Raw genomic sequence first — 23,190 nt, 5'->3', positions numbered from 1 at the left:
CTTTTATATCTTTATATTCGACTTTCGAATTTTATTATTCAATTATTATTATGAAAGTTTTAGTTGCAACAGAAAAACCTTTTGCAGCAGCTGCTGTAGAGGGTATCAAGAAAGAAATAGAAGGAGCCGGCAATGAGTTGGTTCTGCTTGAGAAATATACAGAGAAAGCGCAACTTCTCGATGCGGTGAAAGACGTAGATGCAATGATCATTCGTTCAGACAAGGCTGATGCCGAGGTTCTCGAGGCAGCCAAAAATCTGAAGATTATTGTTCGTGCTGGTGCTGGTTATGATAATATCGACCTGGCTGCAGCTACTGCCCATCATGTAGTGGCTGAGAATACTCCTGGTCAGAACTCTAATGCGGTGGCAGAGCTTGTTTTCGGCTTGCTCGTTTTTACCGTTCGTAACTTCTATAATGGAAAGGCCGGCTCTGAGTTGAAGGGTAAGAAATTAGGTATCCTTGCTTTTGGTAATGTAGGCCGAAACGTAGCACGTATCGCTAAGGGCTTTGGTATGGAAGTGGCTGCTTATGATGCTTTCTGTCCTGCCGACGTAATAGAGGCTGCTGGTGTTCATGCAGTAAAGAGCCAGGATGAGTTGTTCCAGACTTGCGATATTGTGTCGCTTCATATTCCTGCAACTCCTGAAACGATCAAGAGTATCGATTATAAGACTGTGAATCAGTTGCCAAAGGGTGGTATTCTTATCAATACAGCCCGCAAGGAAGTAATCAATGAACCTGAATTGTTGAAGCTTCTTGCTGAGCGTGAGGACTTGAAGTTTATCACAGACATCAAGCCTGATGCTGATGCCGACTTTGCACAGTTTGAAGGTCGTTATTTCTCTACACCTAAGAAGATGGGAGCGCAGACTGCTGAGGCAAATATCAATGCTGGTATTGCTGCTGCCAAGCAAATCAATGCCTTCTTCAAGGACGGCTGCACAAAGTTCCAGGTAAACAAGTAAACTGATATAGGACTTTGAGATTTGAACACAGAGCAGGATGATTACTTTTTGTAAGGTTGTCATCATGGTTCTTGGTCAAGTCTCAAAGTTTTTTGCGTTTTATAGGATATAAACAATTATGATGTAAGCCCATCTCTTGGGTCTGATGACCGATTGGGTTTTATATTCAAAACCTTAAAGAAAACTATTATGGCAATTATTAAACCTTTCAAGGGAGTGAGACCTCCTAAGGATCTTGTAGAACAGGTGGAGTCTCGTCCATACGATGTCCTCAATTCTGAGGAAGCCCGTGAAGAGGCTGGTGATAATGAGAAGAGTCTTTATCATATCATCAAACCAGAAATCAACTTCGAACCTGGTACCTCTGAGTATGATCCGCGCGTCTATGAAAGTGCGGCTGAAAATTTCAAGAAGTTTCAGGAAAACGGCTGGCTGAAGCAGGACGACAAGGAACAGTATTATATCTATGCGCAGACTATGAACGGCAAGACACAATATGGTCTGGTCGTTGGTGCCTACGTGAATGATTATCTTACAGGTGTTATCAAGAAGCATGAACTTACTCGTCGCGACAAGGAGGAAGACCGCATGAAGCATGTGCGTGTATGCGATGCTAATATCGAACCCGTATTCTTTGCTTATCCCGATAACGCTGTTCTCAACGAGATATTGATGCGCTATGCTGCGACTACACCCGAATATGATTTCATAGCTCCCATTGATGGTTTTCGTCATCAGTTCTGGGTGGTAGGCGACGATAAGGATATTGCTACAATTACGGCTGAGTTTGCCAAGATGCCAAGTCTCTATATTGCCGACGGGCATCATCGTTCTGCTGCTGCCGCACTCGTTGGTGCAGAAAAGGCAAAGCTGAACCCCAATCATACCGGTAAGGAAGAGTACAACTACTTCATGGCAGTTTGTTTCCAGGCCAGTCAGTTGACCATTCTCGACTACAATCGTGTCGTGAAAGACCTGAATGGTCTTACTTCCGATCAGTTCCTTGACAAGTTGACAGAGAACTTCGAGGTCATAGAGATTGACGCAGTCAATGTCAATGTGTCGGGCGAGGAAGAAGGAATACCTTGTTATGAGAAGATGTCTGTTGAGGAGGCTATTGATAAATTTGGATTGGATGTTCTCAAGCCTGCTGCCCTTCACTCTTTCCTCTTGTATCTGGACGGAAAATGGTATGGACTATTTGCCAAGCCAGGAACCTATGATGACAGCGATCCTATCGGGGTGCTGGATGTGGATATTTCTTCCCGATTGATTCTTGACGAAATCTTGGGTATTAAGGATTTGCGTTCCGACAAGCGTATCGATTTCGTTGGAGGTCTTCGTGGTTTAGGTGAGTTGAAGCGTCGTGTAGACAGTGGAGAGATGCGTATGGCTCTTGCCTTGCATCCTGTCACTATGCAACAGATTATGGATATTGCTGACAGTGGAAAGATAATGCCTCCTAAGGCTACATGGTTCGAGCCTAAGTTACGCAGCGGACTCATTATTCACAAACTTAAATAAAGAATACGAATATCAACATTTGTACGGTGATTGACGAATATAAGACTATAACAAATAAAATAGGCGAGGGGACTTACTCTGAAAAACGGAGTAAGTTCCTTGCTTTTTCACATCATGTGGAAACACTTGATGAGGTGAAGGAGATTGTTGCCTCTTACCGCAAGAAGTATTATGATGCCCGACATGTATGCTATGCTTATATGCTTGGGGCAGAGAGGACTGAGTTTCGGGCCAATGATGATGGCGAGCCGAGCAGTACGGCAGGCAAACCAATCTTGGGACAGATTAACAGCAACGACCTTACTGATATCTTGATTATTGTGGTGAGATATTATGGTGGTGTCAACCTGGGAACAGGTGGACTCATTGTGGCATACAAGGCTGCTGCAGCCTTGGCCATAGAAGACTCCGTACAAGAGACAAGACAGGTGGAAGAACTGGTGAAGTATGATTTCCCTTATGTGATGATGAATGATGTGATGCGGGTTGTCAAGGAAATGCAACCCCGTATTGTGAGTCAGGAATATGACAACACCTGTTCTATCACTCTCTCTATCCGTAAATCGGAAGCAGAGACGTTGAGAGGAAGACTCAAGAAACTGTCGTTTGAATAGTTTTTTTTGTAGAGATTCCATTTGATGAAATTTTTTACATAAAAAGAGGCAGTACTTTCTTGACCAAGTAAGTACTGCCTCTTTTTTATATAGTTTTGTCCAAATCAGTGTCTTTGCCAGAGTGTCTCTTATTTTTGGGGGAAGAGGTCTGGACATGTATGTGGTTTACGCTTCTTTTTCCTCCAGCTCTTTCTGCAGGCGGATAATCTCATCGCGATATTGCGCTGCCTGCATGAAGTCAAGGTCTTTGGCAGCTTGTTTCATGAGAGCTGTCGTGTTGGCAATACTCTTCTGCAGTTCCTCTTTGCTCATGCTGCGCACGATAGGATCGGCTGCGAAGGAGGCTCCCTCTGGTTCGATATATACGCGCTGGGCTGCTGTCTTTTGCATACTGGTTGTAGGTTCTGTTTCTTTAGAAGTAGGCAGGGCCGATGTGATAGCCTTCACTATTTGGCGAGGAGTGATGTTGTGGTCGGCATTATACTGTAACTGAATCGTACGGCGGCGAGCTGTCTCATCAATAGTTCGCTGCATACTCTCGGTGATAGTGTCGGCATACATAATGACTTTACCATTGACGTTACGGGCGGCACGTCCTGCTGTCTGGGTAAGAGAGCGGTGGCTTCTTAGGAAGCCCTCCTTGTCTGCGTCGAGGATGGCAACAAGTGATACTTCCGGCAAGTCGAGTCCTTCTCGCAGCAGGTTGACTCCCACCAAAACGTCATAAACGCCAGCACGAAGGTCGTTCATGATTTTTACTCGGTCGAGTGTGGCCACATCACTATGTATATAGGCTGCTTTCACGCTGTGGTTCAGCAAGAACTCTGTCAATTCCTCAGCCATTCGTTTGGTCAGGGTTGTGATAAGTACTCGCTCATTGCGATGGGTACGGGTAAGTATCTCGTCGAGCAGGTCGTCTATTTGGTTCTCGCTGGGGCGTACTTCTATCTCTGGGTCAAGCAAACCTGTAGGACGAATAAGTTGTTCTACTACAACACCCTCCGACTCTCTCAACTCGTAGTCGGCGGGAGTGGCGCTTACATAGATGGCCTGATGTATCATGCTGTGAAACTCATCGAAGGTAAGCGGACGGTTGTCGAAGGCTGCTGGCAGACGGAAACCATATTCCACCAGGTTTTGCTTGCGGGCGCGGTCGCCACCATACATAGCTCCTATTTGCGGAATGCTGACATGACTCTCGTCTACTACCAGCAGGAAGTCTTTGGGGAAGAAGTCGAGCAGGCAGTAGGGACGTTCGCCCTCATGTCGACCGTCGAAGTACCGCGAATAGTTCTCGATACCCGAGCAATGACCCAATTCCTTGATCATCTCCATGTCGTATTCCACTCGTTCCTTGATGCGCTGTGCCTTGATGTTGTCGCCCAAATCCTTGAAGAACTGCTCGCGCACAACCAGATCATCCTGTATCATGCGTATGGCTTTCTCGGTTTGTTCCTTGGTGGTGACAAAGAGGTTGGCAGGATAAATTTCATAGGCATCAAACGAAACCAACCGGTGATAGGTGAGAGAGTCCACCTCCTCGATAGAGTCTATCTCGTCGTCCCACCAGGTAACTCTCAGCACATTGTCGCTATAAGCCATGAAGATATCTACAGTTTCGCCCTTGACACGGAAGTTGCCACGTTGCAGTTCGATATCGTTTCTTACATACAGGGCATCCACTAACTGTCGTAGAAACTCGTTTCTGTCGAGTTGCTGTCCTTTCTTTATCTTGATGATGTTCTCCTGCATGGCGGTAGGACCTCCCATACCATAAATACACGAGACAGAAGACACCACGATGACATCTTTCCGTCCGGAAAGCAGAGCCGATACAGCCCCCAGGCGCAACTTGTCTATTTCGTCGTTGATGGCAAGATCTTTTTCGATATAAGTATCCGTTGTCGGCAGGTAAGCCTCTGGCTGATAGTAATCGTAGTAAGACACATAGTACTCTACAGCATTTTCTGGAAAGAAACTTTTCATTTCCTGGTACAACTGTGCTGCAAGAGTCTTGTTGTGGCTCAGCACGAGGGTTGGCTTTCCTACGTTGGCAATGACGTTTGCCACTGTGAAAGTCTTGCCCGAGCCTGTTACTCCGAGCAGAACCTGTGCCGGCTCACCTTGCTCTATGCCTTCGGTGAGCTGTCTGATGGCCTGTGGCTGGTCGCCTGTAGGCTGGTACTTGGATGTCAGCTTAAAGTTCATGTTCTGTTCCTGTTTTTTTAGATATCATGCATTTTTCTTACGAATAAGTTGTGAATGCACTGTCTTTTAAATTGCAAAAGTACAAAAAAAAGAGCATTAATCGTTATAAAGACTAATAAATTGCGAAAAAATGTATTTTTTCCTTTGCGGATAAGCAAAATATCTGTAACTTTGCATCTCAAAACGTGACCTATGAAGAAAACTGTTTTAATCACAGCATGTGTTGCGTTGCTCATGACGAGCTGCGCCAACCAGTTTAATCAGGTTTATAAATCTGACAATTACAACTTTAAATATGAGTATGCAAAGGAATGCTTTGCCACAGGAAAGTATTCCCGTGCAGTAACATTGCTTCAGGAACTGGTAACTCTGAAGAAGGGTAGTACAGAGGCTGAAGAGTGTCTCTATATGTTGGCAATGGCTGAGTATGGCTTGCGTGACTATGAAACAGCTTCGGAGTATTTCAAGAAATATTATCAGACTTATCCAAAAGGCATTTATGCAGAGAATGCCAAATATTATGTAGGAGAGAGTCTTTACAAGAATGCGCCCGAGCCTCGCCTTGACCAGTCGCTCACCGTGTCGGCCATAGCTGCTTTTCAGGAATATCTGGATCTTTATCCCGATGCGAAACTGAAGAAACAGGCAACCAACCGCCTGTTTGCTTTGCAGGACCTCTTGGTAGAGAAGGAATACAAGAACGCTAAGCTCTATTATGATCTGGGTACATACTTTGGCAACTGTACCAGTGGCGGAAACAACTATGAGGCTTGTATCGTGACTGCACAGAACGCCTTGAAGGACTATCCCTACAGCAACAAGCGCGAGGAATTTGCCATTCTGATTATGAAGGGCAAGTACGAACTCGCCAAGATGAGTGTGGAGAGCAAGCAGTTGGAGCGATATCAGGATGCAGAGGACGAGTGCTACGGATTCATCAACGAGTATCCTGACTCAAAGGAGCGTGCTACTGCCGAAAAGTTTATTGCCAAATGCAAGGAATTTGAGAAAGCACATCCCGAGGACAGCTACAGCAAATTAGAGAATAAATAATGAAATAAAGAAAATAAAATAGAATAAAAGCAAGATTATGGATTACAAGAAATCAAAAGCACCGGTAAATACCGTGACCCGCAACATTATGGACCTTTGTGACAATACTGGCAATATCTACGAGAGTGTGGCCATTATCGCAAAGCGTAGCAACCAGATATCTGTTGAGATCAAGCAAGACCTGAGCAAGAAACTTCAGGAGTTTGCTTCTTATAACGATTCTTTGGAGGAGGTTTTCGAAAACCGTGAGCAGATTGAGATTTCACGTTATTATGAGAAACTGCCAAAGCCAACATTGCTTGCTACACAGGAGTTTGTAGAAGGCAACATCTACTGGCGCGATCCTTCTAAGGACAATATGGCAAGCAAAAAGGACTCTTTGGATTTCTAAAAACAGTAAAGAATATGATACAACGCAAACAAACATTGTTTCTGCTTGTTGCTGTCATCGCCAGTTTGCTGTGCTTCTTTATGCCGATAGGTGTCATTCTGCCAAAGGGAATGGGAGGAGTTGTTTCTCTCTACAACCTTGGTTTCGTAGATGATAACGGAACGATTACCGTGTCGGGCACCTGTCTGCCTCTTTTTATTTTGCTTGCTGTCTCTACAGCCTTGTCGTTGGCGACAATATTCCTGTATAATAACCGCAAGCTGCAGTTGTCACTTTGTGCCACTAATCTGTTGTTCTCTGTATTGTGGTACATAGATTACGCCTTGCTGTTTTTCGGCATGGTGACAGTGCCCGAGGTGGAAGGAAATGTAGAGGTGAAGTTTGCTGCCTGTCTGCCACTTATTGCCATCATTATGGTTGTATTGGCACGTAAAGGAGTGGCAGATGATGAGAAACTGGTCAGAGCAGCCGACAGAATACGTTAAAAAGAAGAAAAATAAAAGAAAAAACTTGTGAGGTATGGAAAAAAGCCGTACCTTTGCACGGCTGTTACGTGATAACAGCATAAAATTCAAACCTCAAATAAATAAAATTTTAAAAAAATGGCAACAAAAATCAGATTGCAGCGCGGCGGTCGTAAGAGCTATGCTTTCTATAGCATCGTAATCGCTGACGTTAGAGCACCACGTGATGGTAAATTTACTGAGAAGATTGGTACTTTCAACCCTAACACCAATCCTGCTACTGTAGATTTGAATTTCGATCGTGCCCTCTACTGGGTAGAGACAGGTGCGCAGCCTACAGACACAGTACGTAACATCCTCAAGGGCGAGGGCGTTTACCTGATGAAGCACCTCCGTGGTGGCGTAAAGAAGGGCGCTTTCGATGAGGCTGAGGCTCAGAAGCGTTTCGATGCTTGGAAGAATGGCAAGGATGCTAAGGCTTCTGCTGTTCGCGAGAACGAGGCTAAGGCAAAGAAGGATGCTGCTGCTAAGGAGCTCGAGGCTGAGAAGAAAGTAAATGAAGCAATCGCTAAGAAGGTAGCTGACAAGAAGGCTGCTGAGGCTGCTGCTAAGGCAGAGGCTGAGGCTGCAGCTACTGAGGAGGCTGCTCCTGCTGAGGAGGCTCCTGCAGAGGCTTAATTCTCGCTTCAACTCATCTTCTTCGATGAAAAGAATAAAGGTCGTTCCCTTTGGGAGCGACCTTTTTCTTTGTCATTTTTTCTACGCAGGTGCTTGCTGTGTAAATTCTATTTCTGGGATAAGGATTAGTGCTTAAACAGTTGACCATATTATTTCCATTCTGTGTAATTTTCCTTTGCGGTAAAATGTTCCTTAAAGAGCACAAATGTGCCCCTTGCAGGTAGGGCGCTGTTAATAAAGTTTAAAGTTGTCAACTATATTTTTTGATAGTTTCTATCAGAATAATGCAATAGGCTTCAACTGCTTACGAAGCCGCTTTCATTGCTCTACGAAATAGGCTTCATTGACTATCGAAGCCGCTTTCATTTTTCGAGGCTTTTCTATTCAACTTTTCCTTTTGCTTATTTTAGATGTAGGATGGAGTAAAAACTATGTGTCATAGATAATAAAAGAAAGGAGATTGCGTTTTATAATAAATGGAAAAGACGGAAAAGAACGACAGTTACTCTCATATACTGAAGTATACCGGCATTTTCGGCGGTGTACAGGGATTGAGTATTCTCATTGGTTTGGTGCGCAATAAGTTTGCGGCCTTGCTTTTGGGAACTGCTGGTATGGGACTTGTTGCGCTTTTTAATTCAACCATTAACATGGTGGTTTCGGCTACTAATTTTGGTATTCCTACCAGTGGTGTGCGTGAAATCTCAGAACAGTATGATGCTTCCAACGAGCAACTTTCTTCCACCATTCTGCTCATACGCTCATGGTGTCTGTTTGCAGCCTTGTTGGGAATGTTTGTCTGTCTGTTCTTCAGTCCTTTGCTTGATGGCATTACCTTTGTTGACAGAGGTGATCATGTGTGTCATTTCATATTTTTGGCTCCTGCTGTAGCATTCCTGATAGTAGCAGGTGGCGAAACGGCTGTGCTGAAGGCCACACGGCAGTTGCGAGCCTTGGCTTTCTCCTCTTTATGCGTAGTCTTTGCTTCTCTAGTTGTCTCTGTTCCTATTTATTATCTGTGGCGTTATCAGGGAATTGTGGGTGTGCTTGTGTTGCAGTCGCTTGCACAGATGTTGCTTTCTCTTCGTTATTCCTCTCGTCATTATCCTTATCGGGTATCCTTTTCTGCCAAGTTCTTAGGGCGTGGCATTCATGTTGTCAGGTTAGGTTTGGCGTTTGTTGTTGCCGGACTCATGAGTTCGGGAGCTGAGTTTTTGATACGCGCGTACATTAATAGAATAGGCGAGTTGTCTGATGTCGGGCTTTTTAATGCCGGCTGGACCTTGGCTGTTGTCTATGCGGGCTTGGTGTTCTCGGCGATGGAGGCAGATTATTTTCCCCGTCTGTCATCTGTAAAGGAGATGGGTGTGGAACAGAACGACTGTGTCAACAAGCAGTTGGAAATCAATGTTTTGCTGATGGGGCCCATATTGACGGGCATGATTTTGGCCTTGCCAGTCTTGATTCCACTTCTCTACGACCATCGGTTTTTGGATGTGCTCGGTATGGCACAGTTGGCAGCTGTCAGCATGCTTTTCAGAGCTGTTTATATTCCGATAGAATATCTGCCTTTATCGAAAGGACAGTCGCGTAAGTTCTTGTTCCAGGAGGCTGTATGTGTCATGTTACTCATCTTGATGGAGATTGCAGGCTATCGCTATAAGGGGCTGTTGGGGCTTGGTTTCGGCATTGTAGGTGCTTATCTGATAGAAACTTTGTTTGTGCTTGTGTACAGCCGATGTCTCTATCGTTATGTACTTTCACGTAAGGGTGTGATTTTTATTGCCGTGGAGTTGGTGTTTGTTGCTGGAGGCTTGTTGGGAGGATTTATGTGGCAGCCTTCAGTTTTGTATTGGGCTTTTTGTTTTGTTTGGGTTGCTGCCAATGTCATGGGTACCTTGTATTTGTTGAAGACCCAGACTCGGGTTTTTGACAGGTTGTTGAAGAGAAAGGAAAAGTAAACTTTCTCTTGTTGTTTGCGATTATTTGTCATTCGATTTTTAAATACAAATAAGTTGCTTTTTGCTATCTCAACATAGCAAAATGGATGGTAAAATGTTGCAATATGTTACTTTTCCATGAAACAATAGATTTTTTTTGCAACTAAATGCTTGTTATTTCAGATTAATTGTTAATTTTGCGTTTAAATCAAGAGAGCATAGTTATATGACGATAGTCATTGTGTCCATATTATTGTTGGGATGTCTCCTTATAGCAACGGAGAATATTACCAAGGTGAATCGTGCTGCCGTGGCCATTTTTGCTGGTACGGTGGGATGGGTTTTGTATATTTGTTTTGGTATGGATTTCGTAACCAGTCAGCATGCTTATGATTTTTCGAGCTATCTGCACAGTCAGACTCCTGCCATCCCAGAATCCAGCGCAACAGTCAAGAGCTTTATTTCCCGTTTTGTCTTCCTGCCATATGTGGGAAGAGCTGCAGAGATAGTCTTGTTCCTGTTGGCGACGATGACGATTGTTGAAATTCTCAACAATAATGGTTGTTTCGATTTTATCCGCCAGTTGCTTCGCACCCGTAATAGCAAGCGTATGATTTGGACACTTTCTGTGGTGACATTTGTTATTTCTGCCAATCTTGACAACCTGACCACTACTGTCATGATGCTTACCATCATGCATGGTATTATTCCCAGTCGCAGACAGCGTATGTTTTATGGCAGCGCCATCTTGCTGTCTGCCAATTGTGGAGGTGCGCTGACTGTTATCGGCAATCCTGAGGGATTGGTGCTGTGGAACGGTGGAGCAGTAACGGCTACCAGTTACTCTATGTCACTTTTGCTGCCCTGTCTTGCAACCTGGTTGGTTCCTACTTATCTGATATCGAGAAGTCTTCCCGAGCGTGTCGACACCGAATGGATTGTCATGCCTTATCGAGGCGATGATACCCGACTCAATGTATGGCAGCGTCTTCTCATGCTCTTTGTGGGTATCGGTGGACTGTGGTTTATCCCGACCTTCCATAATATCTCCAAACTGAGTCCTTTCTTGGGGGTTCTGTGTGTGTTGTCTGTCTTGTGGATTGTCAACGAGATTTTCAATCGCAAGCTGATGAACATGGATGCAATGGTCGACCGCCGTACGCCTCGTGTGCTGCAATATGGTGTCATTCAGATGATTCTCTTTGTGATGGGCATCATGTTGGCTGTAGGTGTTGTGAAGGAAACTGGAGCATACGAAGAATTGATGAAATACTTGGGCGTTAATGAGAGTCAGCCTTTTGTTTGGTTTCATGGAGTTGCTGCTGGTGTGTTGAGTACGGTACTCGACAATTTTGCGACCGCCATCAACTTCTTCTCGCTTCCTGACGAGATGGGGCAAACAGGCATGGTTTCCGAACTCTCTACCGTCTATAGTTGCAATGGTTTGTATTGGCGTGTCATTGCCTTCTGTGTGATGGCAGGTGGAAACATCCTTGGCATCGGAACAATGAGTGGTTTGGCATTGATGAAGATGGAGCGCATGCATGTAGGCTGGTTCTTCCGTCATGTAGGCTGGAAAGCCCTGGTGGGAGGCGTCATTGGACTCGGGCTCCTATGGTTGATGCAGTAAGAGGGACAACAAATAATAAGTTAAGGAGAATATGTCCATTTTGGAACGAAATCAATAAAGATTAAATATTATCATAAATAACGTACTACAAATAAAGGTATTTGGTTATGGCAAAGATTAAAACGATTGGTGTACTGACATCTGGTGGAGATGCACCAGGTATGAATGCGGCTATTCGTGCCGTTACTCGCTCGGCCATCTATAATGGCTATACGGTAAAAGGAATTTTTCGTGGATACGACGGATTGATTAATGACGAGATTAAGACTTTTACAACAGAAAATGTAAGTGGTATTATTGGTACGGGTGGAACTATTCTGAAGACAGCCCGTTCTAAGGAATTCATGACTGACGAAGGTCGCCAGAAAGCTTATGAGACTATACAGAAAGAAGAAATCGATGCACTTGTTGTTATCGGTGGAAACGGTTCGCTTACTGGTGCCATGAATCTGGCGCGCGACTTTGATATCTGCTGTATTGGTCTTCCCGGAACGATTGATAATGACCTTTATGGTACAGACAATACCATCGGTTATGATACTACCATGAATACGATTGTAGAATGTGTAGACCGTATACGTGATACAGCTCAGAGCCACGAGCGCATCTTCTTCGTTGAGGTGATGGGTCGTGATGCAGGCTTCCTGGCACAGAACAGTGCGATTGCCAGTGGTGCGGAGGCTGCAATTATTCCTGAAGACTCTACCGATGTCGACCAGTTGGCTCAGTTTATGGAGCGTGGTATTCGTAAATCCAAGAAGAGTTGTATCGTTATCGTATCGGAGAGTCCAAAGTGTGGCGCGCTTTATTATGCAGACCGTGTACGCAAGGAGTTCCCTGAATTCGATGTGCGCGTGTCTATCTTGGGGCACTTGCAGCGTGGCGGTCGTCCTTCTGCACGCGACCGTATCCTTGCCAGCCGTACAGGCTGTGGAGCTATAGAAGCCATTATGCAGGGACAGAGAAACGTGATGGTAGGTGTAAGAAATAACGAGGTGGTTTATGTTCCTCTGTCAGAAGCCATCCGTTCCGACAAGCCTTTCGACCGCAAGTTGATTAAGGTACTTGACGAGTTGAGCATCTAATCTCAACTCACCATACACCACATGTGGAGGAAATAAAAGAACAACCATTTTATAAAGCAGGAATGTTTCGCCTATATACAATTAAGGTGTAAACCCTGGTTGTCATAGACGACCAAGCTTGGTCATAATAGATGGCAAGCCTTGGTCATAATAGATGGCAAGCTTTGGTCATAATAGATGGCAAACATTGTTCATCATATACGATGCGACTTGATATGTATAATATAGAGGCAAAACTGTTTTATAAAATGGTTTAAACGGAACTAAAAATGGTTTAAAGACGAATAAAACTTCTCTTTAATTTGGCGTTTCCGCGAATGTTTGTTACTTTTGCATGCAAACTACTTGATGCCATGAGTCAGTTGCCGAACTTTCATATTCGTATGAGTTCAGAACCTTAATAGCAGCAAGCAGAATAAAAATAAATATACTAACATTAAAAACAAATAGCTTATGTCACAAATTAACGGACGTATCTCTCAGATTATTGGTCCTGTTATCGACGTTTATTTCGATACCAAGGGCGAGAATCCAGAGAAGGTGCTTCCTAAGATTCACGAAGCTCTGAAGGTGAAACGCCCAGACGGACGTGACCTGGTCATCGAGGTGCAACAGCATATCGGTGAGGACACAGTTCGTTGCGTAGCCATGGACAACACCGACGGCTTGCAGCGTGGATTGGAAGTTGTCTCTACAGGCAACCCAATTCTGATGCCTGCTGGAGAGCAAATCAAGGGCCGTATGATGAATGTCATCGGACAGCCTATTGATGGTATGAAAGAATTGGACATGAAAGGCGCTTATCCTATCCACCGTGCGGCTCCGAAGTTTGATGAGCTCTCTACGCACAAGGAGATGCTTGCCACCGGTATCAAGGTGATCGACTTGCTCGAGCCTTACATGAAGGGTGGTAAGATTGGTCTTTTCGGTGGTGCCGGTGTTGGAAAGACAGTGCTTATCATGGAGTTGATAAACAATATTGCCAAGGGACACAACGGCTACTCTGTGTTCGCCGGTGTAGGTGAGCGTACCCGTGAGGGTAATGACTTGATTCGAGATATGCTCGAGTCTGGTGTTATCAAGTATGGCGAGAAATTCCGCAAGGCCATGGAAGAAGGCAAGTGGGATCTTTCTCTTGTAGACCAGGAAGAACTTGCCAAGAGTCAGGCCACCTTGGTGTATGGCCAGATGAATGAGCCTCCTGGGGCACGTGCTTCTGTGGCACTTTCTGGTTTGACCGTAGCCGAGGAGTTCCGTGATCATGGAGGCAAGAACGGTGAGGCTGCCGATATTATGTTCTTCATCGATAACATCTTCCGTTTCACTCAGGCTGGTTCTGAGGTTTCTGCGCTGTTGGGTCGTATGCCTTCAGCCGTAGGTTATCAGCCAACTTTGGCTTCTGAGATGGGTGCTATGCAAGAGCGAATCACCTCTACAAAGAATGGTTCTATCACCTCTGTACAGGCTGTTTACGTGCCTGCCGATGACTTGACCGACCCTGCTCCTGCTACAACATTTACTCACCTGGATGCCACTACTGAGCTTTCTCGTAAGATCGCTTCTCTGGGTATCTATCCGGCTGTAGACCCACTGGGTTCTACCTCTCGTATTCTCGACCCGCTGATTGTGGGCAAAGCACATTATGATTGTGCTCAGCGAGTAAAGCAGTTGTTGCAGCGTTACAATGAGTTGCAGGACATCATTGCCATCCTCGGTATGGATGAGCTCTCGGATGAGGATAAGCTGACTGTGAACCGTGCTCGCCGAGTACAGCGCTTCTTGAGTCAGCCATTTACCGTTGCCGAGCAGTTCACCGGTCTGAAGGGTGTGATGGTTCCAATCGAAGAAACTATCAAGGGCTTCAATGCCATCCTCGACGGCGAGGTGGACGATCTGCCAGAGCAGGCGTTCCTCAATGTAGGTACTATCGAGGATGCAAAGGAGAAAGCTAAGCAGTTGCTCGCAGCAGCACAAGGATAATCCTAAAAGGTGAGAAGTGAAGTGTGAAGTATCCAAATGCTATGTCGTTAGAGATTCAGACACGAATCATTTAACGCTTACACTTAACACTAAACATTTAACACTTAACATTTTAAAATATAAGGATTATGTTACAGCTAAAGATAGTTTCTCCCGAAAAGGTAGTCTTCCAAGGTGAGGTAGAAAGCGTATTGGTTTCAGGAACTCTCGGCTCATTCGAGATTCTTAATGACCATGCGCCTATCATCTCTTCGTTAGAAGTGGGAAAGGTGGAATACACCACCAAGGAAGGAAAACAGACAATGAACATCAACGGCGGATTCGTAGAATGCAAGAAAAACGAAATAAGCCTTTGTGTGGAAGTATAATTTAAAATTAAGAATTAGCAACAAAGCATTAATAATTCTCGATTAGGAATGGAAAAAGACGAAAAGATGCGCTTGCAATGCATCAAGCAAGCTAATATCAAATACAAGCAGATTTCTCTGTGGCTTACAGCAGCGTTGGCACTTGCCATCCTCTTCGCCTGCAGGGTGTCGGCTCAATGCGATGATATCCTTGCTCAGGTGGTTAAACCTTTGGTAGTGAGTGCAATATTCTCACTCGTTGCAAGTACAGCTTATGGTGAAGCATGGAAGGCTGTTGCGAAGTCTTCGCCAGTCAATCTTGCCAAGTTCTATTTGGCAGCTTTGGTCATTAAGATGGTGGCAGGTACATTGGTGTTTCTTATCTATGTGCTTACCTGCGACAAGCAGGACATCTTAGGCTTTACCGCTATCTTCGCCCTTTTCTATGTCGTACTTCTCGTGTTCGACTGTATCTACTTTTCACGGGTAGAGAAAAAGAGCCGACTCTTTTAAGCGGCTCGGAAACAAACAAGATTAATAAACAAAGTAAGAATTAAAGAATATGAAACATCTCAAGCAATTCCTCTTGATGGCGATGCTGCTCTTCACGTTGGCACCTCTGCAGGTATCAGCTAAGGAGAACATCGACGTGAAAGAGATATTGTGGGGTCATATCAAGGATTCTTATGAATGGCATATCACTGAGGTGGGAGGTCATCCCGTAGTGATTCATCTGCCTGTCATCGTAAAGAGTTCAACGGGCTGGCACGTGTTCTGCAGTAGTGAGTTCTCTGAAGAGAGAGATGCTAACGGCGACCGTCCCGGACCATTTAATCTCGTAATAAAAAACGGTGACGCACAGACGAATCCCAACAAGATTGTAGAGAAGGTGGGAGGTCAGGAGGTTCGTCCTTTCGATATTTCCATCACGAAGACCGTCTGCGTGCTCTTCATCGATGCAATCGTCTTGTTGCTGTGTGTACTGATACCAGCTCGTTGGTGCAAGAAGCACAAGGTTGACGATCCTGCACCTAAGGGATTTGTGGGATTGATGCACATGTTTATCATGTCGGTTTACGATGATGTGATCAAGGCTACCCTCGGTAAAGAGGCACCCAAGTACGCACCCTGGTTGCTTACTTGCTTCTTCTTTATCTTCGTGGCCAACCTCATGGGTATCGTACCCTTCCCTCCAGGAGGTGGTAACCTGACAGGTAATATCGCCTGTACCGCATTCTTCGGTGTGACGACATTCCTGATTACCAACTTCACTGGTACCAAGGAGTACTGGAAGGAAATCTTCTGGCCTGAGGTTCCAACATGGTTGAAGGTGCCTGTTCCATTGATGCCATTCATCGAGCTTTTCGGAATCTTTACGAAACCGTTGGCTCTGATTATCCGACTCTTCGCCAATATGATGGCAGGTCACGCTATCGCTCTTGCGTTTGCGGCTATTATTTTCATTATGTTCAACATCAGTGAAGATATGATCGTCAACTATATGGCAGGTACGGGTATGACAATCGTAAGTGTAGCGATGAGTGTCTTCATGATGCTCCTCGAATTATTGGTAAGCTACATTCAGGCGTTGGTGTTCACCATGCTGAGTGCAGTATTCATCTCGCTGGCTCATGTGCAGCATCATGAGGCTGAGCCAGAGGTAGTGAAGTAATATGCGGTTTAGAAAACTAACATTACGGAACTAATTAGCAAAGACAATAAACAAGAAAATATTAATAACTTAAATTTTAAGATTATGTTATCACTTTTATTAGCAGCAGATGCTCTCGCAAAGTTAGGTGCCGCAATTGGCGCAAGTTTAGCCGCAATTGGCGCAGGTATTGGTATTGGTCGTATTGGTGGCCAGGCTATGGACGCCATGGCTCGTCAGCCAGAGAAGATGGGCGACCTTCGTTCTTCTATGATTATTGCGGCTGCGTTGGTTGAGGGTGTTGCGTTCTTCGCTGTCATCATCGCCATCTTGGCAATCGTTATGTAATGATTGCCTGTTGCAGTCCTCGTCTTTAGTGTGAGAGACGTATACCTTAATATTATAGAGGTTTACACCCTTACAGGATAAGAACAGGGACGGGGACTGTAAAGCAATCAGAGTTAGTTAATAATAAAACGTTTAAGTTAAACTTTAACCAGTATATATGGATTTATTGATTCCTGATAGTGGTTTGCTTTTCTGGATGACGTTGGTCTTCCTCATCGTTTTCCTCATCCTCTGGAAGGCAGGATTTCCTGCCATCATTAAGATGGTGAATGATCGTAAGGACTACATCGACGAGAGCTTGCGTAAAGCTCACGAAGCCAATGAGAAGCTTGCCAATATCCAAAAAGAAGGTGAATCCATCTTGCAGGAAGCTCGCGAGAAGCAGGCTGCCATCCTCAAGGATGCTGCAGAAACTCGTGATGCCATCGTAGAGAAAGCCCAGGACAAGGCACGCGAAGAAGGTGCTCGACTTCTCTCTGATGCCAAGACGCAGATAGAGAACGAGAAGCAGAACGCCATTCGCGAGATACGTGGACAGGTGGCAGAACTCTCTGTTCAGATAGCAGAGAAGGTTCTCAAAGCCAAGCTTTCCGATGACAAGGCACAGATGGATATGATAAATCGACTGCTGGACGAGGTTTCTTCTGACAACAAACAGTAAAGCTTATGGATATAGGTGTAATATCGGTGCGTTATGCCCGTGCCCTCATCAAGGCGGCACTCGGCATGAAGCTCGAAGATCAGGTTTATCAGGAGATGCAGACGCTCTACAAGAGCTACATCGACGTGCCTGAACTGAGATTTACGATAGACAACCCTATGCTTTCCAAAGACAAGAAACAAGCACTTCTCATTACAGCTCTTGGCAAGAAGCCATCTGAGTTGAGCCAGAAGTTCATTGCTCTCGTCTTGAAAGAGGATAGGGAGAGCACCCTGCAATTCATGGCTGCTTCGTATATCACTCTTTACAGGAAACAGAAGAACATCATCCGCGGTAAGCTGATAACCGCCACTGCTGTCGATGCCTCTACTGAGGACAAGATGCGCAAGATGGTGGAACAGAGAACGCAAGGTACTGTGGAGTTCAAGACTGAGGTGAACCCTGAACTGATTGGTGGTTTTATCCTTGAGTACGATACTTACAGAATGGATGCGAGCGTGAAGACTAAGCTCAACAACATTCTGACACAGCTCAAAAAGTAATTTTCTTGAGTAGTTAAGTTTTTAAGGAGTTAAAGGAGTTTTCTATCAACACCTTTTGCCTGATATAAATTAGGAGTACTTCTTAAAATTGGATGAATTTGAAGACGAGAATATGTATAGTCTCAACTTCTTTCAACTCCTTAACTCCTCGTATAACAATTAAAGTAAACAAACAATGTCAGATAAAATTAAACCAAGTGAGGTGTCTGAAGTTCTTCAGCAACAACTACAGGAGGTGAATGGCTCTCAGCAGTTTGACGAGGTGGGTACAGTGCTTACTGTCAGCGATGGCGTGGCACGTATATATGGACTTCGCAATGCCGAGGCTAATGAGCTTCTTGAGTTTGAGAACGGCACCATGGCAATTGTCATGAACTTGGAGGAAGATAATGTAGGTTGTGTCCTCTTGGGTCCAACAGCTGGCATCAAGGAGGGACAGAGCGTAAAGCGTACACATCGTATTGCCTCTATCCGCGTGAACGACAATTTCTTAGGACGTGTCGTTAACCCTCTGGGTGAGGCCATTGACGGACTGGGAGATATTGATCTTACCGACTCTTTCGAGATGCCTTTGGACCGCAAGGCTCCTGGTGTGATTTATCGACAGCCAGTAAAGGAACCTCTGCAGACAGGTTTGAAGGCTGTCGACTCCATGATTCCTATTGGTCGTGGTCAGCGTGAGCTTATCATCGGTGACCGTCAGACGGGTAAGACTGCCATAGCAGTAGACACCATTATCAATCAGAAGAGTTTCTATGAGGCTGGTAAGCCTGTATATTGTATTTATGTAGCTATCGGTCAGAAAGCCTCTACCGTTGCTGCATTGGTACAGAACCTCAAGGAGCATGGCGCTTTGCCTTATACCATTATTGTAAGTGCAACAGCTGCCGACCCTGCTGCGATGCAGTATTATGCTCCATTCGCGGGAGCTGCTATCGGTGAGTATTTCCGCGATCGTGGATATTCCGCTCTCGTAGTATACGATGACTTGAGTAAGCAGGCTGTGGCTTATCGTGAGGTATCACTGATTCTTCGTCGTCCTTCAGGACGTGAGGCTTATCCTGGTGATGTCTTCTATCTCCACTCTCGTCTCTTGGAGCGTGCTGCCCGTATCAACGACCAGCAGGAAGTTGCCGAGCAGATGAACGACCTGCCTGAGTGTATGAAGGGAAAGGTAAGAGGTGGTGGTTCTTTGACTGCTCTTCCTATTATCGAGACACAGGCTGGTGACGTTTCAGCCTATATTCCAACCAATGTGATTTCTATCACCGACGGTCAGATCTTCCTGGAGACCGACCTCTTCAACCAGGGCTTCCGTCCAGCCATCAACGTGGGTATCTCTGTATCTCGTGTAGGTGGTTCTGCTCAGATCAAGAGTATGAAGAAGGTGGCTGGTACCTTGAAGATTGATATGGCTCAGTATCGTGAGTTGGAGGCTTTCTCTAAGTTCTCAAGTGATATGGATGCCGTGACAGCAATGACCTTGGACCGTGGTCGTAAGAACGACCAACTCCTTGTTCAGCCTCAGTATCGCCCTATGCCAGTAGGCGAGCAGGTAGCCATACTTTATTGTGGTGTACACGGATTGATGCACGACGTGCCTATGGATAGGGTTCGCGAGTGTCAGGACCAGTTCCTTGATGCTATGCGTAGCCAGCACTCCGATGTTATCGAGACTCTGGCAGATGGTAAACTTACCGATGACTGTATCAAGGTTATCGAGGAGACCATGGCTAATGTTGCAGGACAATATAAAGCGTAATAGCCTATGCCGTCGTTAAAAGAGATTAAAACTCGCATCGCCAGTGTCAATAGTACCCGTAAGATTACGAGTGCCATGAAGATGGTTGCTTCGAGCAAGCTGCATCATGCTCAGGTAGCTATTCAGAATATGTTGCCTTACGAGAATATGCTGGAGCATATCCTCAAGAGTTTCTTGGTCAGTACTCCCAATGTGGAGCATGAGTTGCAGGTGGAGCACAAGGTAATTAGGCGTGTGGCTTTGGTGGTTTATAGTTCCAACAGCAGCTTGTGTGGCGGATTCAACTCCAATGTCATCAAGATGATGATGCAGGCGGTGGACGAGTATAAGGCTCAAGGCATTGACGACATCACGGTTTATCCTATAGGCAGAAAGGTGGCTGAGAAGGCACAGAAGTTAGGACTGAAGACTGGCGGAAACTTCATGGATCTTGCCGACCATCCCAATGCACAAGCTTGTGCCGACATCGCCCAGAAACTTGCTCAGCAGTATGCTGCTGGCGAACTCGACAAGGTGGAGATGATTTATCATCACTTCAAGAGTGCCGGCTCGCAAATCCTGACACAGAAAACTTTCCTGCCTATCGACCTCTCTACTGAGGCTATAGGAGGAGACAACGACCGCGACCTCTCATCCAATGTGGTTACGGCGAAGGCTCAGGAATACTTGCGTAAGAAACAAGTAGAGGATGATGAACGCCAAATGTCAGAGGTAAAGCCTCTGAACGATGACTTCATCGTAGAGCCAGATTTGGAGACGGTATTGGGTGTGCTCATTCCTAAGCAGTTGCGACTGATGATTTACACAGCCCTTCTGGACAGTCAGGCCAGTGAGCATGCAGCCCGAATGGTAGCTATGCAGACTGCAACCGATAACGCCGATGAACTCTTGCGAGAGCTCAACCTGCAGTACAATAAGAGTCGTCAACAGGCCATTACGAATGAATTGCTCGATATTGTGGGTGGTAGCGTGAACAATTAGTTCCGTCTTTCCATTTCAATATCTTGTGAAAAAGAACTTTGTAGCCCTGCACTTTTCCGGTGTGTGGCTTCATAATCATAACAAAGGGGATATCAAGTTTGTCAAAACTTGGTATTCCTTTTTCTCTTTCTGGCGCATGCTGACTGCAGGGTGAAAGCCTCGCAACTTTCACTTTTTCTACATTTTGTTTGGTTTTTAGTCATTATTTTACTAATTTTGCATTTTAAGGATTCTTCCCAATATCCACATATAGATTTTTATCATTATGAACAATAAAGAATACATAGCAGAACTTGCTCGCCAGACGGGTTATTCGCAAGAGGATGCACAGAAGTTGGTGAGAAAAGTGATTGATGCAATGATCTCTCAGTTCGAAGAGGGAGAGGCTGTCGCTATTCCTAATTTTGGAACTTTTGAGGTTAAGAAGCGTATGGAGCGCATGGTTGTCAACCCCACAACCAAGAAGCGTCAGCTCGTACCGCCCAAGTTGGTACTTGCCTTTCGTCCTGTAGCTGCTATCAAGGAAAAACTAAAGAATGGAGGAGTAGGAGATGAATAGATCCAGTATGTCAATTCTTGCCAGGATTCTTGCAGAGAAGAACAATATGACCATTTCGGAGGCTGAGGCTTTCATCAAACAGATGTTTGATGTGGCTAATGGTGTGATGCAGTCTGACAAGCAGTTGAAAATAAGATGGCTTGGTACTTTCAAGGTGACGTCTGTCAAGGATCGTGAAAGTGTGGATGTCAATACTGGCGAGCGTATCATCATTGGCGGGCGTGATAAGATAACCTTCACTCCTGACAATATCCTGAAGGAAATTGTCAATAAGCCCTTTGCTCAGTTTGAGACTGTAGTTGTCAACGATGGTGTTGATTTCAGCGAGATAGACAGAAAGTTTGCCTTCGAGGCCAAAGAGGAGGTGTCTGCACCTTCTGATGAACAACAGATTGCTGAAGAGTCGGAGACTTCGCCCGTAGATAAGGCGGAAAGCATTCCCGCAGTAGCTGAGATGTCTGACGAATCAGAGCTAAAGGAAGATGTCGTATCTGGAGTAACAGTTCAGGTAGAGGATTTATCTGTTGTTTCTGAGGAAGCCGAGGTGCCTGTATCAGAGATTAAAGAGAAAGAACAGCTTGTTGCTGATGCTCAAGAGTCCGAACAACCAGTATCAAAGGTGCGAGAACCCGAACTTCCTGATGCGGTCAATCTGTCTGAGCAATCAGTTGCTGAGGTGAAAGAGCCCGAACAGCCAGTAGTGAAGGAGGTACTCGTTCAGTCTGTTACAGCATCTTCTGTTCAGGAGGAAACTGTAGTCTCTCGTCCAGAAAAGATGGCTCCAGTTTCTCAAACTAAGCAGGCTGTCCCTGTCGGTAATCCTGAGAATACTGTCGAAGAGGACGATGAAGAGTCTTCATCAGATAGAAAGCATTATTTCATGCTTCCACGTTATGTCATATCTGTAGCTGTTATTCTGATTTTGCTCTTGATAGGAGGTATCGGCTGGTTTGCTTTCAACTATGGTAAGATGCAAGCCCAACGCAATCATCTTGCCTTGCAGTTGGAGGAAATGCAGAAGGTACGTATGGCGAAAGACAGTTTGGCACAAGCTCAGAAGGATGACTTGCGCACCAAAGCGCTTCAAGACAGTGCTCGTTTGGCTCAGTCTGCTGAGGTGTTAAATGGAGTTGATGAGCAGAATGCCGCCGCTCAGTCTGACAGCCTCAGAAAAGCAGTTGCTGCAAAGGAGATTGTCTCTAAGCAACAGACTGAAGTTGCCAAGCAGAAAGCTTTGAAAGAAGCCAAGCAGAAAGTGGAGGTGCAGGCTGTAAGCAAGTATGATGCCGATCCGCGTGTACGAACAGGTGCTTATCGCATCTTGGGTGTGGATCATTCGATAGTTGCCAAGAGTGGTCAGACTTTGAGCAGTATCAGCAAGTTGTATCTTGGTCCAGGTATGGAGTGTTATCTTGAGGCTGTCAATGGCGGTGCTATCGACGTGAAGGCTGGTCAGAAAATCCATATACCAAAGCTGGCATTGAAGAAAAAGAAATAAACTTTGAAGCAATTGGCTTTAAAGATAAAGCAATAAGAAAAATAACACACACCGCATAGATATTCTTCTGTAGCTTGCAAAGAAACTGCAAGTTGCGAAGTGCGGTGGCTTTACGGTACAGCACGAGATTTTGCATGTGATAGAACTAAACAACAGAGAGTTGTTTACCGATTATTGTAAACTACTCTCTGTTGATTTTTTATAAGAAACGTATTACCCTGTAATAGTGGTTTGATGTGATTTTGATTGCTTAGAACCACATAATAAACATTACATGAGTTACTATTCCAGTTGGGGCTATAATAC

Annotated in this window: 22 protein-coding genes; 21 read left to right on the top strand and 1 reads right to left on the bottom strand. The window is 45.1% G+C overall.

Going from position 1 to position 23,190, the window contains the following annotated elements; translation table 11 throughout:
• Positions 1 to 50 precede the first annotated feature (50 nt).
• The 3 genes from F7D20_RS07265 to F7D20_RS07255 all read left to right on the top strand — a co-directional run bounded on the left by F7D20_RS07265 (position 51) and on the right by F7D20_RS07255 (position 3,106).
• Positions 51 to 968, top strand: coding sequence for an NAD(P)-dependent oxidoreductase (locus tag F7D20_RS07265; RefSeq protein WP_158463451.1), 918 nt, complete (start codon positions 51 to 53; stop codon positions 966 to 968).
• 189 nt (positions 969 to 1,157) lie between these two features.
• Positions 1,158 to 2,492, top strand: coding sequence for a DUF1015 domain-containing protein (locus tag F7D20_RS07260; protein WP_158463450.1), 1,335 nt, complete (start codon positions 1,158 to 1,160; stop codon positions 2,490 to 2,492).
• Between the two features lie 26 nt (positions 2,493 to 2,518).
• A complete protein-coding gene (locus tag F7D20_RS07255; RefSeq protein WP_276506534.1) occupies positions 2,519 to 3,106 on the top strand; it encodes an IMPACT family protein in 588 nt (195 codons plus the stop codon).
• Positions 3,107 to 3,271: 165 nt separating this feature from the next.
• Here the strand turns inward: F7D20_RS07255 and uvrB are convergent, their stop codons facing one another.
• The gene (uvrB, locus tag F7D20_RS07250; protein ID WP_158463449.1) at positions 3,272 to 5,314 is read right to left on the bottom strand and encodes an excinuclease ABC subunit UvrB; all 2,043 of its coding nucleotides are present in this window, start codon (positions 5,312 to 5,314) and stop codon (positions 3,272 to 3,274) included.
• 192 nt (positions 5,315 to 5,506) lie between these two features.
• Here uvrB and F7D20_RS07245 point away from each other — a divergent pair, with 192 nt between their 5' ends.
• The 18 genes from F7D20_RS07245 to F7D20_RS07160 all read left to right on the top strand — a co-directional run bounded on the left by F7D20_RS07245 (position 5,507) and on the right by F7D20_RS07160 (position 22,884).
• On the top strand, positions 5,507 to 6,367 hold the full coding sequence (locus F7D20_RS07245; RefSeq protein WP_022253312.1) for an outer membrane protein assembly factor BamD: 861 nt from the start codon (positions 5,507 to 5,509) through the stop codon (positions 6,365 to 6,367).
• Between the two features lie 37 nt (positions 6,368 to 6,404).
• Positions 6,405 to 6,758 (top strand): DNA-directed RNA polymerase subunit omega, encoded by a 354-nt coding sequence (locus tag F7D20_RS07240; RefSeq protein WP_022253313.1) that lies wholly within the window; start codon positions 6,405 to 6,407, stop codon positions 6,756 to 6,758.
• 14 nt (positions 6,759 to 6,772) lie between these two features.
• A complete protein-coding gene (locus F7D20_RS07235) occupies positions 6,773 to 7,243 on the top strand; it encodes a DUF4293 domain-containing protein (protein ID WP_158463448.1) in 471 nt (156 codons plus the stop codon).
• 117 nt (positions 7,244 to 7,360) lie between these two features.
• Positions 7,361 to 7,900, top strand: coding sequence for a 30S ribosomal protein S16 (locus F7D20_RS07230; RefSeq protein ID WP_022253316.1), 540 nt, complete (start codon positions 7,361 to 7,363; stop codon positions 7,898 to 7,900).
• 476 nt (positions 7,901 to 8,376) lie between these two features.
• Complete coding sequence (locus tag F7D20_RS07225; protein WP_158463447.1) at positions 8,377 to 9,861, top strand: oligosaccharide flippase family protein; 1,485 nt, start codon at positions 8,377 to 8,379, stop codon at positions 9,859 to 9,861.
• Between the two features lie 205 nt (positions 9,862 to 10,066).
• On the top strand, positions 10,067 to 11,470 hold the full coding sequence (locus tag F7D20_RS07220) for an SLC13 family permease (protein ID WP_158463446.1): 1,404 nt from the start codon (positions 10,067 to 10,069) through the stop codon (positions 11,468 to 11,470).
• A 107-nt stretch (positions 11,471 to 11,577) separates the two neighbouring features.
• Positions 11,578 to 12,555, top strand: a complete 978-nt coding sequence (gene pfkA / locus F7D20_RS07215) for a 6-phosphofructokinase (RefSeq protein ID WP_158463445.1) — start codon at positions 11,578 to 11,580, stop codon at positions 12,553 to 12,555.
• Positions 12,556 to 13,008: 453 nt separating this feature from the next.
• Positions 13,009 to 14,535 carry a F0F1 ATP synthase subunit beta gene (gene atpD, locus F7D20_RS07210; protein WP_022253229.1) on the top strand — a complete coding sequence of 509 codons (1,527 nt, stop codon included), beginning with the start codon at positions 13,009 to 13,011 and terminating at the stop codon, positions 14,533 to 14,535.
• A gap of 128 nt (positions 14,536 to 14,663) precedes the next feature.
• On the top strand, positions 14,664 to 14,903 hold the full coding sequence (gene atpC, locus F7D20_RS07205; RefSeq protein WP_158463444.1) for an ATP synthase F1 subunit epsilon: 240 nt from the start codon (positions 14,664 to 14,666) through the stop codon (positions 14,901 to 14,903).
• Positions 14,904 to 14,951: 48 nt separating this feature from the next.
• On the top strand, positions 14,952 to 15,395 hold the full coding sequence (locus F7D20_RS07200) for a hypothetical protein (protein WP_158463443.1): 444 nt from the start codon (positions 14,952 to 14,954) through the stop codon (positions 15,393 to 15,395).
• A 49-nt stretch (positions 15,396 to 15,444) separates the two neighbouring features.
• Entirely contained in the window at positions 15,445 to 16,554 is a 1,110-nt protein-coding gene (gene atpB, locus F7D20_RS07195) for a F0F1 ATP synthase subunit A (protein ID WP_158463442.1), read from the top strand.
• An 84-nt stretch (positions 16,555 to 16,638) separates the two neighbouring features.
• Positions 16,639 to 16,881: an ATP synthase F0 subunit C gene (gene atpE / locus F7D20_RS07190; protein ID WP_022253225.1), complete on the top strand. Its 243-nt coding sequence runs from the start codon at positions 16,639 to 16,641 to the stop codon at positions 16,879 to 16,881.
• Positions 16,882 to 17,038: 157 nt separating this feature from the next.
• Complete coding sequence (gene atpF / locus F7D20_RS07185) at positions 17,039 to 17,542, top strand: F0F1 ATP synthase subunit B (RefSeq protein ID WP_022253224.1); 504 nt, start codon at positions 17,039 to 17,041, stop codon at positions 17,540 to 17,542.
• Between the two features lie 5 nt (positions 17,543 to 17,547).
• On the top strand, positions 17,548 to 18,084 hold the full coding sequence (locus F7D20_RS07180; RefSeq protein ID WP_022253223.1) for a F0F1 ATP synthase subunit delta: 537 nt from the start codon (positions 17,548 to 17,550) through the stop codon (positions 18,082 to 18,084).
• 175 nt (positions 18,085 to 18,259) lie between these two features.
• The gene (gene atpA, locus F7D20_RS07175; protein ID WP_022253222.1) at positions 18,260 to 19,846 is read left to right on the top strand and encodes a F0F1 ATP synthase subunit alpha; all 1,587 of its coding nucleotides are present in this window, start codon (positions 18,260 to 18,262) and stop codon (positions 19,844 to 19,846) included.
• Positions 19,847 to 19,852: 6 nt separating this feature from the next.
• Positions 19,853 to 20,827 carry a F0F1 ATP synthase subunit gamma gene (locus F7D20_RS07170; protein ID WP_158463441.1) on the top strand — a complete coding sequence of 325 codons (975 nt, stop codon included), beginning with the start codon at positions 19,853 to 19,855 and terminating at the stop codon, positions 20,825 to 20,827.
• 265 nt (positions 20,828 to 21,092) lie between these two features.
• The gene (locus F7D20_RS07165; protein WP_022253220.1) at positions 21,093 to 21,386 is read left to right on the top strand and encodes an HU family DNA-binding protein; all 294 of its coding nucleotides are present in this window, start codon (positions 21,093 to 21,095) and stop codon (positions 21,384 to 21,386) included.
• Positions 21,379 to 22,884: an HU family DNA-binding protein gene (locus F7D20_RS07160; RefSeq protein WP_158463440.1), complete on the top strand. Its 1,506-nt coding sequence runs from the start codon at positions 21,379 to 21,381 to the stop codon at positions 22,882 to 22,884. Before F7D20_RS07165 ends, F7D20_RS07160 begins: the two co-directional genes overlap by 8 nt.
• Positions 22,885 to 23,190: the final 306 nt, after the last annotated feature.

The organism is Segatella copri, assembly GCF_009495355.1.
Lineage (GTDB): Bacteria > Bacteroidota > Bacteroidia > Bacteroidales > Bacteroidaceae > Prevotella.
This window is presented reverse-complemented; position numbering and strand designations above follow the sequence as displayed.